Below are 13,539 nucleotides of genomic sequence, written 5' to 3' on the forward strand. Positions count from 1 at the left end.
TTTCAATTACGACGCGCCGGGTTTGCTGATGCATTACCACTAAATCACGCCATATAACGTATAAACAACTCTTTATTGTTCATCTTGGCTTATCCCTTCAGAGTGCGATGTGCTGGCTTTACGCCGCTTCGAGTCCTGTGTCGTATCACGAATTTCGCCCACAAGTTCTTCGATCACATCTTCCATAAAGACCACACCTAATAATGTGCCCGAAGTGTCTACGACCTGCGCCAGATGAGAGCGATTCTGCTGCATGGTGGCGAGCGCATCGTCAATTTCGGTCGTCGGTGTTAGAACGGTCAAAGACCGCAGCTTGTACCAGGGAAAGGGCTGGTCTGTGCGTTCAGGGGCTACGTCTAGGGCATCCTTGAGGTGCAGGTACCCCATATAGATTCCGGCTTCATCGTGGACGGGAAAACGAGAATATCCGGTGCGTGCTACGGCGTGTTCTACCTCTGCCGGAGTACATCCGAAGGGCAGTGTATGCACGTTGTCCCGACTTACCATAATCTCAGAAACATGCTTCCCGCTAAATTCGAGAGCGCCGCCGATAACGCCGGCATCGTCCTCGACGGTGCCTTCTGCCGTGGATTGGGCAACGATAGACTGTAGCTCGCCTAGTGTAAAGGTAGAGGCGACCTCGTCTTTAATATCCACCCGCATCCAGCGTAAAAGCATGTTTGACATACCGTTGAGAAACGCCACGATGGGAGCAAAAACATGCGAAACCCGTACCAACGTAGGAACAATCCACAGGGCAATACCGCGCGCTGCCAGAGTAACCGCAGCATTTTTCGGCACCATTTCACCAAAAATAACGTGCAGATACGTCACCACGATAAGGGTAACGACGAAGGCAAGAATATCGACCGTGGCGTGCGGAAGACCAAGTAACTCTAAAGGTGTCCCCAGCAGATGGTGCAGAGCAGGTTCGGAAACGTTCAGAATCAGCAGAGAACAAATCGTAATACCCAACTGGCAGGTAGCCAACATCAGAGAAACGCGTTCCAGTGCGTAGAGCACCACTTTTGCGCGTTTATTTCCCCCATCCGCCAGGGGCTCTATTTGGGCTCGGCGGGTAGACATGATGGCAAATTCACCTGCGACAAAAAATGCATTGCCGATAAGCAAAATAACGAGGAGTGCTATAGCTATCCAGTCATTCATGAGCGCACCCGCCGATTCTGCAAAACCGCTGGCTGCGATACGAGTCCTTTCCCGATGCTGTCGGGAATAAAGCGGATGCGGTCTACCCGGCGCCCCTCAACATGGTCTACACGCAGAATACCGCCAGAGATCGGTACCTGGTCACCCTGTTCAGGTATGCGCCCCAGCTGCTCCATCATAAAACCGCCCACGGTTTCGTAAGAAGGATGCTCGGCGATGACACCGGGAATAAATTCGTTAACCTCATTCGGGCGACGCAAGCCTGAGAACACCCAGTCGCCGTTACCAAAACGTAGAGGCCGTTCCGTTCGCCCTTGATCGTGCTCATCGGATACCTCACCCACAATTTCTTCAACAAGGTCTTCAAGAGTCACAATTCCCGATGTTCCGCCGTATTCGTCGAGAACGACGGCAAGTTGTAATGCTCCTTCACGCAGCTGAGTAAGAAGCGCATCCACGTGCAGCGTTTCAGGAACCTGCAGCACATCATCAGCCAATGCACCGGCTTCCAGGGTTTCACGCACATCGGTTGGAACCCCGACAGCTTTCTTCACATGGATAACACCCACAATATTGTCATGATCTCCACGATATAGAGGAAAACGCGAATGCCCGGTCGCACGGGCCTGCTCTATAACCTCTGTTACGGGCGCCGTATCTTCGAGCATCGTAACCCGCCCTCGCGGAGTCATCACCTCGGAAGCGGTAAGTTCAGCAAAACTGAGCGTGCGATCCACAAATCGAGCCGTATCCGAATCCAAGGTTCCCTGCTCCGCAGAGCGACGCACCATTGCCGAAAGCTCTTCGGGACTGCGGGCAGCAGAAAGTTCCTCCTGAGCCTCCATACCGAAGAGACGAAGAATCCTATTGGCAGACCCGTTCATCACGACGACCACAGGTTTCATGATGCGCGTAAATATAAGCTGCGCAGGCGCGACTTGCCGCGCCACCCGGTAGGGTTCAGCGATCGCAAGGCCTTTAGGCACCAGTTCACCGAGGAGCATTGATAACAGGGTGGCAATTCCCATAGCAAGCACAAGGGTCAGGGTTGAAGTTACAGCCCTAGGAAGACCCCACGAAGAGATAAATCCAGCGGTTAACGCATTAATGGAAGCGTCGAGTGTGTACCCCGTGAGCAGAGTCGTGATCGTAATGCCAATTTGGCAACTTGAAAGCTGTGTTGAGAGAGTACGTAAGCATTGAAGAACGGCGTTAGCGCGAGTATCACCTTTTTCTCGTTCTTGATACACGGTCGCGGTCTCAAGCGCCACAAGTGAGAATTCGACAGCTACGAAGAAACCGGTTCCTAGAATGAGTGCGATGCCGAGAGCAAGAAGTATAAAGTTCATGCGTTCACCGCGCACCCAACGTCATCAGGACGACGAGCGTCATAAAAGTGTAATATTCGACAGTCTGTATTGGGGTAACTGAAGGGGTCATCCATAGCCCATATTCTAGCGAATGTTTAAGGCAATTTTGCAGTGGTCGCTACGCTTTCCTTTAGATATCAATGTAAAACAGAGATGCATAAGCTCCCATGAGCACAATATCTCGCAGAACTTACCCACCCTCAAGGCATGTTTTGCCTTCCTACAAGCGTGTTCCCGTGAAGAACAACTCACCGTATCCGCCGGGTTCAGCTGGAAAGTTCGGGTGAGTTCTCACTAAACTAGGTTATAGAGTATTTGGTGCGCTGCAGCTCTTGCAGTCCGCAATGTGTGCGAGACTTGAAGAGGCACACACAAAGCCAACTTATACTCAGCGTGATGATTCGCCCCTCGAAGATGCGGGTCGTCTGTGCCGGATTTCTCCGGACGCGACGGATAAATTCACAGTCAAGGAAGAGGCGTTTACAGTGCCAAATCTGCCAGATCACCTGGTACCTGAGGAATTTGCCGGTAACGAATGGTTCGTCGAAGAACAATATGAACGTTATCAGCAAGACAAAAATCTCGTGGATCCTTCGTGGTGGCCCATTTTTCAGTCCATTGATAAGGCCCTTCAAGGAACTCCGGCGGTCTCCGCCCCGGTAACAGCTACCCAAAAAGCCGAGGCGACACCTTCTGCTCCAGCCGCTGCAGCATCTATTACTACCCCGGCACCTCAGCCTGCCGCACCAACAAAGTCGACAGCATCGCCCGCTCCTAAAACCTCATCAAAGGCAGAAAACGTGGAACCTTTAGAAGATAAAATTGTACCCCTACGCGGACCGGCTAAAGCCGTTGCCGCCAACATGGAAGACTCGCTCACCGTTCCAACCGCTACGACGGTGCGCGCGGTACCAGCTAAACTGCTGATTGAAAACCGTTCTGCCATCAACGCTTATTTAGCTCGAACCCGCGGCGGCAAGATTTCTTTCACGCATATCATTGGGTACGCTGTTATTCGTGCGCTCGCTGCCATGCCTTCAATGAACGTCACCTACGGTCATGATGAAAAAGGCAAACCGATTGCTATTCACAATGCGAACGTGAACTTCGGTCTGGCTATCGATCTGCCCCGCCCTGATGGCTCCCGCAACCTCGTGGTTCCGAATATCAAGGGTGCACAGACCTTGAGCTTCTTGGAGTTCTGGCAGGCCTACGACGATATCGTCAAACGTGGTCGTGCAGGCCAGCTTGGGCTGGAAGATTTCCAGGGAACTACGGTTACTCTCACGAACCCTGGCGGTATCGGTACCGTACACTCTGTTCCTCGTCTTTCGAAAGGGCAGGCCGCAATTATCGGTGTGGGTGCTCTTGAATACCCTGCTGAGTTCCGCGGTGTGGCGGAGACGATGGTAGCCCAGCATGCTATTTCCAAGGTTATTACCCTTACGAGCACCTATGACCACCGCGTTATTCAAGGTGCTGGTTCCGGCGAATTCCTTAAGATAGTAGAGAGCTACCTCTTAGGTGCCGAAGGATTCTATGACGAAATCTTCCAGGCTATTCAGATTCCCTTCGAACCTGTTCGATGGAGCCAGGATAATCAGGTTAATCCTGATACTGAGGTTTCTAAGGTCGCCCGCATTCAGCAGCTTATCCACGCGTACCGCGTGCACGGTCACCTTATCGCCCGCACCAACCCAGTGGGCTACCAGCTACATTCAAACCCCGATTTGAACGTAGAAAGCTACGGTCTGACTCTGTGGGATCTGGATCGAGTATGGCCTACGGGAGGGTTTGGCGACAAAGAACAGCTTCCTTTGCGTACTATTCTGGCGCGTCTACGTGAGGCATATGCGGGTACTCTCGCGGTCGAGTACATGTACATGGAAGACCGTAAAGCCCGTGAATGGTTCCAAGAGAAGCTGGAGCATGGCTACAGCAAGCCTAGCCGCGAACGTCTGATGCATGTTCTGGAGAAGCTTGTTGAGGCCGAGGCCTTTGAGACCTTCCTGCAGACCAAATACCTGGGTCAGAAGCGTTTCTCACTCGAAGGCGGAGAGTCGCTCATCCCCCTGCTGGATGCGATCATCAACAAAGCGGCAGATAATAATATGCACGGGGTCGCCATCGGTATGGCGCATCGTGGCCGCCTCAATGTTCTGACCAACATCGCGGGTAAGTCTTACGCCCAGATTTTCCGTGAGTTCAGCGGTACTGCGGCACCATATGAAGGTGGTTCTGGCGATGTGAAATACCACCTTGGCACCGAGGGCACGTTCACCTCTACCTCAGGCAAGCAGACTCAGGTGTATTTGGCTGCTAATCCTTCACATTTGGAGGCTGTTAACACCGTTCTGGAAGGCATCGTGCGCGCCAAGCAGGATGTTCTTAACGACCAGGGTATCGAAGGTCATCCCATTCTGCCCATCTTGATTCATGGTGACGCCGCGTTTGCCGCACAGGGTATCGTCATGGAAACCTTGCAGATGGCTAATCTGCGTGGCTACACTACCGGCGGCACCGTACACATCGTGGTGAATAACCAGATCGGCTTCACAACATCTCCGAAGGATGGCCGTACCGCCACCAACGCAACCGATATTGCTCGGATGACCAAGGCGCCTGTCTTCCACGTAAACGCCGATGACCCCGAGGCTGTAGTTCGGGCAGGTCGTCTCGCATTCGAGTACCGCGAGCGCTTCGGCCGCGATGCCGTAATTGATTTACTCTGCTACCGTCGCCGTGGCCACAACGAGGCTGATGACCCGTCGATGACTCAGCCGAAGATGTACCAGGTGATCGATAATATGCCTTCGACCCGCACCAAGTATGCAGAGGCTCTGGTGGGTCGCGGCGATATCACCCAAGAAGAAGCAGATGAGGCATTGAGTGCATACCACTCGAAGCTGGATGCGATCTTCAGCGAGACCCAAGCGGCCGTACCCGCTCCCGAGACCCCCAATGTTGCTGGGCTTGAGCTGCCTGCTTCTCAGCAGAGCACCGAAATTGTTCATGGCGGTAACACCGCGATCTCTCGCGATACCTTCGAGCACATCGCAAAAGCATTCGGCGAAGTTCCCGAGGGCTTCACGGTTCACAAAAAGCTCAAGAAACTGTGTGAACAGCGCGTTGAGATGGGCACAAACGGCAAGGTCAATTGGGGCATGGGCGAGCTTCTGGCCTTTGGCTCTCTGCTCATGGAAGGCACCGATGTGCGTATGAGCGGCCAAGACGTTCAACGCGGTACCTTCGTGCAGCGTCACGCGGTGCTGCATGATCATCTCACCGATGACGAATGGTCACCGCTGCAGCACCTCTCGGACCATCAGGGCAAGCTACGTATCTACAATTCACTCCTGTCTGAGTACGGTGTCATAGGCTTCGAGTATGGATACTCGGTTGAACGTCCCGATTCGATGGTGGTGTGGGAGGCCCAGTTCGGTGACTTTGCGAACGGTGCCCAGACGATTATCGACGAGTTCGTGTCATCGTCTGAACAGAAGTGGGGTCAGCGTTCTTCGCTGGTTCTTCTGCTCCCCCACGGTTATGAGGGGCAGGGCCCGGACCACTCATCAGCGCGTATAGAACGGTACCTGCAGTTGTGCGCTGAAAACAATATGACGGTTGCTGTGCCTTCTACCCCGGCATCGTATTTCCACCTGTTGCGTCGTCACGCACAGCACCGCCCGTATAAGCCGCTTGTGGTTATTAGCCCTAAACAGCTCTTGCGTTTGAAGGCTGCCTCATCCTCAATTGAGGACTTCACGGAGGGGTCATTCCAGCCCGTTATTGGCGATCGTTCCGGTGTTACTCCAGCCCAAGTTGAGCGTGTAGTCTTTGTCTCTGGTCGTCTCTACTACGATCTTGAGGCTGAGCGTGCAAAGCGCGGTGATACGAAAACCGCTATCGTCTCCGTTGAGCAGCTTTACCCCCTGCCCGAGGCAGAGATCAAGGCGCAGCTGGATTTGTACTCGAACGCCACCGATATTGTATGGGCACAGGATGAGCCCGCTAACCAGGGTCAGTGGCCGTTTATGGCTTTGAACCTGCTGCCAATTATTGACTACCGGATGCGTTTGGTTTCCCGCCCTGCGTCGGCATCTCCCGCAGCAGGTACGGGTAAACGCCATGCCGCTGAAGCTGAGGCACTGATGAAGCAGGTCTTCGAAGGCTAAATCCTTTGTGGGGTAAAGCCCCATCACAACCGTAGCTTCACAGCGAGTTTTATAACTCGTGCGATTGTGGAAGACTGTAGTGATGGGGCTTTTCCTATGCCTCAAGTGGATTTTTCATCACGATTGGATCAAAAATTTTCGAGGAGTTCGAAAACATAACTCGAACACCTTATGCTTAAACAAAAGGACAGAGCGTTTACGTACTGCAGACGCAAGATATCAACGGAAGAAAGAACCCCGTGGAGCAACGCAATATTCGACTTGTAGCGGTTGGAGACGACCTGCTCGCCGGTGTCGGTGACCCCCGCACCCTAGGTTGGTTTGGTCGCGTGATGGCACGTACCCCGCAAACTAGTGCATCCATTTCAGCCTATAATCTCGCCGCCCCGAATGAAGGAAGCGAGCAGCTGAGCACTCGATGGTTTGATGAGGCACGCCGCAGGTTCCTTCCCGGTGCCGATAATCGTTTGGTCATAGCTCCCTCAACTTTTGACATTGATTTGGGACTCACTAGTGCACGTTCACGCTTGAATCTTGCCAATATGGTAGACATGGCGTCTCAGAACAGCATCCGTGTACTTGTGGTGGGCCCTCCCCCGACTCTCGACCCGGAGCGTAACCGTCGCATCGCTGATCTTTCGGCGGCTTATGCAGATGTAGTAACCCGCCGCAATCACGTGTATGTCGATACGTTCAACCCTCTTTTGCACCACGAACAATGGCGCAATGATCTGGCCGCTAATGATGGGCGTCCGGGGCAGTCTGGATACGGTCTCATGGCGTGGCTTGTGCTCCACCGCGGTTGGTACAGCTGGCTTAACCTTCCCGAGCAGTAAGATCTTACGCAGACAGAGTATCTAGATCTCCATATTTTTCGCATCAACCTGTTGGTAAGATGCATTCAAGCCGTTTCTATGAAAAAATAGACGGCGTTGCCCTATGCGTTTAAGCCTGTGCTAAGACTCGGGGCGGTTAGTTTAGAACCTCGCTGGCTTTCTTTGAGCAGAGGTTCACAATTCTGAAGGAGGCTCCTATGAGCAAGCGCGGTCGTAAGCGCAAGGACCGTCGTAAAGGCGGCGCAAACCACGGTAAGCGCCCCAACGCATAAGGTATCTTGCTATACGTAAGAACCCCGGTGGTCTTTCACCGGGGTTTTGCTTTATCGAATTATCTGGCCTTTCAGCTAATGATCGTACTGCGGATACCGGGAATAATTCATTCGAGCGAGCCGTTACATTCCCCGAAGCCTCACACGAAGGTATGCTGTACACAGGCCCCCCGAAAGTCATTACACGACAGAAAAGAGCACCTATGAGCGAGTCCAACGCCGCAGAAGCGACGGCGACTCTCACACCTCGTGAATTACGTGAGCGCTTCACTGCGGATGCCATGCAATACGTCGATCAGCTTTATGCCGCTGCCTTACGCATGAGCAGGAATCCGGCAGATGCCGAAGACCTCGTTCAAGAGACGTATACGAAAGCCTTTGCCTCTTTTCACCAGTACAGGCAAGGTACCAATCTCAAGGCGTGGCTGTACCGTATTCTAACCAATACATACATTAATCTGTACCGTAAACGCCAGCGAGAGCCACAGCAGGCCCATACGGAATCCGTCGAAGACTGGCAGTTAGCCCAAGCGGGCGCTCATGACGCTTCAGGGCTACGCTCAGCCGAGATGGAGGCTCTGGATGCGCTCCCGGACACCGAAGTACGGCAGGCTCTCGCCTCACTCACCGAAGACTTCCGCATGGTGGTGTACTACTCCGACGTCGAGGGGTTCTCATATAAAGAGATCGCCGAGATTATGGATATTCCATTAGGGACGGTCATGTCGCGGCTGCACCGCGGACGCCGCATTCTGCGCGAAAAATTACTGGATTATGCTCGTGAAAATGGTTTACGCCCTTCGACTATCGCAAAGGTCGAAGCAAAAGCGGCGAAGAAGAAATAGGCTCAGTTTTATAAACTCGGAAGAAAGGAGTCTGCTATGGAAGAGCAAACACCCGAGAATAGCACGGCACTTACCGAAGATTGTGGCGGCAACCCCTGTTCCACAACACTCAAAAACCTTTATGAATATCTTGATGGCGCTCTCACCGCTGAGGAAATACAAGAAATTCAGAGGCACCTTGATGCTTGCTCGCATTGCACCGAAGCGAAGGATCTTGAGGTCCTTTTGCGTGCGAAGATCAAATCTTCGTGTGACGAGCAGGCGCCTGAATCCCTCAAAGCCAGGCTTTTGGAACATATTGATGAATTTTGTTCGGCGAGTGCCTAAGCCTTCACCGCCCTTGGTCTAAGTTCGCGGCATACTACGGCGGGGAGAAAACTCGACTACCGGGTTTCTCCTCGCTATTCTTCTATAAACCCGCATAATATTGTGTGTTCACCGCGAAAAATGATACACCGTTTTACCCAGATTCTCACCCGTTTGGGGTACCCACCCGGTAGAATGGTTGAAGTGTATGGGCGCGAAGAAGAGCGTCCTCAGGTACAGATAACCGGCGAGTTCCAGCGCAAACACCAGACAGATTATGGGAGGCAGAGAGTTATACCGATGAGCGAATTGAGTACGGCGCAAAATACCACGGCACATGCATGGGAAGCCCCCACGTACCGGGGTGCGCCTGGGATGAGCGCACGGATGCGCATCCCCGGCTCCAAATCGCTCACCAACCGTTACCTGCTCCTCGCGGCTCTTGCTGATTCTCCCTCACGGTTGCGTGCTCCCCTGCATTCGCGAGACTCAGCCCTCATGATTTCCGCTTTAGAGGCACTCGGAGCCCAGTTCGAGCGTATCGAAACAGGCTCGGAGTTTGGTCCTGATCTTCTCATAACCCCTCTAAATCTTGCTTCGGCTCCCCCAATGGTAAAGATTGATTGTGGACTTGCGGGAACGGTCATGCGTTTTGTACCCGCTCTTGCTGCTTTGCTTCCGGGTGATTACAACTTTGATGGTGATCCACAAGCCCGCAAAAGGCCGATGGCGGCGCTCTGCGATGGTCTGCGTCAGCTAGGGGCGCGTATTGAACGATCGGGCAATGATTCCGTAGATACCTTGCCTTTCACCCTGCATTCCCCCGGACTTGCGGCCGCATCCGGTACTCCCGCAGAGATCTTTATTGATGCTTCGGCTTCATCGCAATTTGTATCTGCTCTGCTCTTGATTGCGCCTAGGCTTCCTCAGGGGTTAACGATTCATCACCGGGGAAACGCCGTGCCTTCGATACCTCATATTGAGATGACCCTGCAGACCCTCCGTGACTTGGGGGTACGCGCCGAAGCCGTTGCTGATGAATACGCCTGGCGTATATTCCCGGGCACTATTTCCGGGTTTGATATCACGGTTGAACCGGATCTTTCTAACGCTGGTCCTTTCCTTGCAGCTGCGATGGTAACAGGCAACTCAGTGACTATTCCCGGTTGGCCCGCTCCTACAGCAGACGGTTCCCCCGGAACAACGCAGGGAGGTGATGAGTGGCGTACCATTCTGCCCCGTTTAGGCGGTGCCGTTGAATTCTCTAATGGTTCGCTCACAGTCACCGGGCCCGAAGATATAACCCGGCTTTCCGGGGTCGAGTTTAACCTACAGACTGCAGGCGAACTCGCGCCCACAGTTGCCGCTCTCGTTGCGCTTCTTGACTCCCCGAGCACTCTCACTGGCATTGGGCACCTGCGTGGGCATGAGACTGACCGCCTCGCGGCTCTCGTCACTGAGATTAACCGTTTGGGCGGGCTTGCCGAAGAAACAGCCGACGGTATTCACGTTCTTCGCCCCGTTCGACGTCTGCCTCAAGACTCTCCTGTGACGGTACAGACCTATGAAGACCATCGAGTAGCAACGTTCGCGGCGGTTATTGGACTTCACGAACCCGGAGTGCGCATCGAAAACGTTCAGACAACCGCAAAAACACTCCCACAATTCACAGCGCTTTGGCAAAAAATGCTTTCGCAATGGGAAGGAGCGCGCTCGTGAATCCATCCCGAAACCGGTCTTTCGACGAGTGGGATGAATCCGACGTTCGAGTTCGCCCCAATAAAAAGGGTTCTCGACCCCGCACTAAGGAACGCCCCCGGTACAAGCATGCTATACGCGGTCGCGTCGTCACCGTCGATCGTGGTCGGTGGTCAGTAGTTGTCGATGAAGGCACCCCACAGGAACGGACTCTTATCGCGGCACGGGCACGCGAATTGCGCCGTACCCCCATTGTCACTGGAGACTTTGTAGATGTAGTCGGCGATATATCCGGCGCAAAAGACACCCTAGCGCGCATCGTTCGTTTGGGAGAGCGTTCTTCGGTACTGCGCCGCAGCGCCGATGACACGGATACAACCGAACGCGTGGTGGTGGCCAATGCGAACCAGCTGGTCATTGTGGTTGCTGCTGCGAATCCGCAGCCGCGCACAGGTTTTATTGATCGAGCCGTCGTCGCTGCATATGACGCCGGGATAGAGCCTATTTTGTGCATTACAAAAACCGATGTTTCTCACCCGCAGCAACTACTCGATTATTACAGTGCCTCCGGGCTAAAAATTGTACTCTCGGGGTCAGCTGACGGTCGAGCCCCGAGTGAGTCTGGAGCCGAGGGTCTTCTGCATGCCCCCGTTCATAAGCTTCTCGAAGAGCTTGTGGGTAAGGTATCTGTGCTTCTCGGGCATTCGGGGGTAGGTAAATCTACTTTGGTGAATGCACTCACTGGTGCGGACCGTGCGACTGGGCACGTTAACGCCGTTACGGGGCGGGGTCGTCATACATCTTCGTCAGCTCTCGCCTTACAGCCCGTATCCACGCCTGAGCTTCATGTACCACCCGGAACCTGGATTATCGATACTCCGGGTATACGTTCTTTTGGACTGGCTCATGTTCCGCCGGAGCAGGTTGTACAGGCGTTCCCCGATCTGGCTCCTGGCGAGCAGGACTGCCCTAAGGGCTGTCATCATGCGGCTCAAGCGGTAGATTGCGGTATAAATACTTACGTGCAGGCGGGTAAAGCGGGGGCCAGTGGTGCGGCGCGTTTGGATTCGCTGCGAAAACTTTTGCAGGTTGTTCCTGATGAAGAAGCTGATTCCGATAAAGAGCTTGGGACACTCGTGTAATCGCTCGTATCCTGTACATAAGTTCCTAAGACCACACACGGTAACATTTGACGACTGATGAGAGATTCATGAACTTTACGACGTCATACACTGATGATTTGAGGCTGGCGCATATCCTGGCGGATAACGTGGATCGCGTCAGCATGTCCCGGTTTAAAGATCGGTCTTTTACCGTGGAACACAAAAGCGACGGCACTCCAGTGACCGAGGTGGATCGTGAGGTCGAGGAACTTCTGCGTGCACAGCTCTCGCGGGTACGCACACGCGACGGTATTATCGGTGAAGAGCTAGGCTCAACAGGTACGGCTGCCAGGCAGTGGGTTATCGATCCTATTGATGGTACGCAGAATTTTGTGCGTGGTGTTCCAGTGTGGGCCACACTCATCGCTCTCCTCGATCAGGGTGAACCGGTTATGGGTCTTATATCTGCCCCGGCGTTACAGCGACGGTGGTGGGCTGCGCAGGGTACAGGCGCCTACGCAGGCAAATCGCTAACTCAGGCTACACGACTTCAGGTGTCGAGCGTCCCCACGGTCTCTGGAGCCTCGCTCTCCTATGCCGAGTTCAAAGGATGGGAGGGACTAGAACTCGAACAGAATTTTCTCTCGCTAGTCCATGCGGTTAACCGTTCCCGTGCCTACGGTGATTTCTGGTCATATTGTCTGGTGGCCGAAGGGGCTGTTGATATTGCCTGTGAAGCTCAAGTTGCGCTCCACGATATTGCCGCGCTAGTTCCGCTTGTGCATGAAGCAGGCGGAACCTTCACAACAGCAGCTGGTGACGATGCAGTAGCTACAGCGCAGGCAGAAGGTACCGCCAGTACTTTGGCTACTAATGGGACCTTGCATCGTTCTGTGATAAGCCAGCTTGCGCCCGAGTAACCATTCTTCGGGCCCTGTGGTAAGGGACGGCGAAGCCCCGACGGGTCACCAGATTTATGTGTGATAATCCCATCGGGGCTTTCACATAGGCTTTGGCTTCGGTGCACGGGTAAATGTGCACGTGTTGGCAGGCTAATTTCTAGGAAATCGCAAGAAGGTAGAGGAAGAAGTTTCCAACTATTCCTAAAGCTCCTAAGGCTCCCATGACGATACCAAGGGAGGCAAAGGCACGCATCCTGCCCGTCATGGGGGTAATACATCCTTTGTTCACAGTAAAGGAAAAAATCCCCAGCCATATTGATATAACTATAGGTACCAACGCTAGAAGCATGGTATTTGAGATTGTCGTAAATTCATAGGCACCATAGCCCATAGAGTCGTAGTCGTCGTGGAGTATAGCGATCCCCAGTACCTGAAAGCCACTAAATCCGGTAAGTACGAGTCCACAAAGCGAAGCAGCAAAAGAACCTATCGAGTAGAAATATCCAGGTCCGCGAATTTCACCGGTAGGTTCCCCGTAAGGTCGCCTGTCCTCAGGTGGAACCTCATATTGGCGAGGAGCCCTACGGTAGCCAAAGTCGTAGGCGGCAGCCACGTTTCCAACTGGGGGTACGGCTTGCTGAGCCTGAGGATGAGACGCTCCATCCGTTGCTGAAGCATAAGCTGCCAATGGCGCGTCTGAAGCTGCAGAATTCTGCATATCGTGACCCTCCTGTAGCGTTGGAGCTTCGGCTTGAGGATACGATGCCTGAGGTGTGTTTGAATCTGGCATAGGATCCTGTCGCGGGTTTTCTGTCATCTTTTTCTCCATACGCGCTGAGTCTTCTTTCTTGATATTACGTTATTC

The 13,539-nt window shown here is 53.5% G+C and carries 11 protein-coding genes; 8 read left to right on the forward strand and 3 right to left on the reverse strand.

The genetic code is table 11. The annotated features are described in order from the left end of the window. Positions 1-72 precede the first annotated feature (72 nt). Both HMPREF0733_RS00130 and HMPREF0733_RS00135 read right to left on the reverse strand, forming a co-directional pair. Positions 73-1,167 (reverse strand): hemolysin family protein, encoded by a 1,095-nt coding sequence (locus tag HMPREF0733_RS00130; RefSeq protein ID WP_013397387.1) that lies wholly within the window; start codon positions 1,165-1,167, stop codon positions 73-75. Continuing rightward, on the reverse strand, positions 1,164-2,516 hold the full coding sequence (locus tag HMPREF0733_RS00135) for a hemolysin family protein (RefSeq protein ID WP_041321824.1): 1,353 nt from the start codon (positions 2,514-2,516) through the stop codon (positions 1,164-1,166). The genes HMPREF0733_RS00130 and HMPREF0733_RS00135 overlap by 4 nt, the downstream gene beginning before the upstream one ends. Positions 2,517-3,022: 506 nt before the next feature. Here HMPREF0733_RS00135 and HMPREF0733_RS00140 point away from each other — a divergent pair. From HMPREF0733_RS00140 to HMPREF0733_RS00170, 8 genes are all read left to right on the forward strand, one after another. After that, positions 3,023-6,712 (forward strand): multifunctional oxoglutarate decarboxylase/oxoglutarate dehydrogenase thiamine pyrophosphate-binding subunit/dihydrolipoyllysine-residue succinyltransferase subunit, encoded by a 3,690-nt coding sequence (locus HMPREF0733_RS00140; RefSeq protein ID WP_172461394.1) that lies wholly within the window; start codon positions 3,023-3,025, stop codon positions 6,710-6,712. A 239-nt stretch (positions 6,713-6,951) separates the two neighbouring features. After that, complete coding sequence (locus HMPREF0733_RS00145; protein ID WP_013397390.1) at positions 6,952-7,548, forward strand: GDSL-type esterase/lipase family protein; 597 nt, start codon at positions 6,952-6,954, stop codon at positions 7,546-7,548. 197 nt (positions 7,549-7,745) lie between these two features. Continuing rightward, positions 7,746-7,820, forward strand: coding sequence for a 50S ribosomal protein bL37 (locus HMPREF0733_RS11525; protein ID WP_095343185.1), 75 nt, complete (start codon positions 7,746-7,748; stop codon positions 7,818-7,820). A gap of 203 nt (positions 7,821-8,023) precedes the next feature. Beyond that, on the forward strand, positions 8,024-8,665 hold the full coding sequence (locus tag HMPREF0733_RS00150; protein ID WP_041321511.1) for a sigma-70 family RNA polymerase sigma factor: 642 nt from the start codon (positions 8,024-8,026) through the stop codon (positions 8,663-8,665). Positions 8,666-8,701: 36 nt separating this feature from the next. After that, on the forward strand, positions 8,702-8,992 hold the full coding sequence (rsrA, locus tag HMPREF0733_RS00155; protein WP_004005003.1) for a mycothiol system anti-sigma-R factor: 291 nt from the start codon (positions 8,702-8,704) through the stop codon (positions 8,990-8,992). A 279-nt stretch (positions 8,993-9,271) separates the two neighbouring features. Continuing rightward, on the forward strand, positions 9,272-10,690 hold the full coding sequence (aroA, locus tag HMPREF0733_RS00160; RefSeq protein WP_244864741.1) for a 3-phosphoshikimate 1-carboxyvinyltransferase: 1,419 nt from the start codon (positions 9,272-9,274) through the stop codon (positions 10,688-10,690). Then, complete coding sequence (gene rsgA / locus HMPREF0733_RS00165) at positions 10,669-11,811, forward strand: ribosome small subunit-dependent GTPase A (protein WP_013397393.1); 1,143 nt, start codon at positions 10,669-10,671, stop codon at positions 11,809-11,811. The genes aroA and rsgA overlap by 22 nt, the downstream gene beginning before the upstream one ends. A gap of 68 nt (positions 11,812-11,879) precedes the next feature. Next, positions 11,880-12,692, forward strand: a complete 813-nt coding sequence (locus HMPREF0733_RS00170) for an inositol monophosphatase family protein (protein ID WP_013397394.1) — start codon at positions 11,880-11,882, stop codon at positions 12,690-12,692. A 139-nt stretch (positions 12,693-12,831) separates the two neighbouring features. Here HMPREF0733_RS00170 and HMPREF0733_RS00175 read toward each other — a convergent pair whose 3' ends face one another. Continuing rightward, a complete protein-coding gene (locus HMPREF0733_RS00175; RefSeq protein ID WP_244864743.1) occupies positions 12,832-13,491 on the reverse strand; it encodes a hypothetical protein in 660 nt (219 codons plus the stop codon). Positions 13,492-13,539 lie beyond the last annotated feature (48 nt).

Source organism: Rothia dentocariosa ATCC 17931, assembly GCF_000164695.2.
GTDB classification, from domain to species: domain Bacteria; phylum Actinomycetota; class Actinomycetes; order Actinomycetales; family Micrococcaceae; genus Rothia; species Rothia dentocariosa.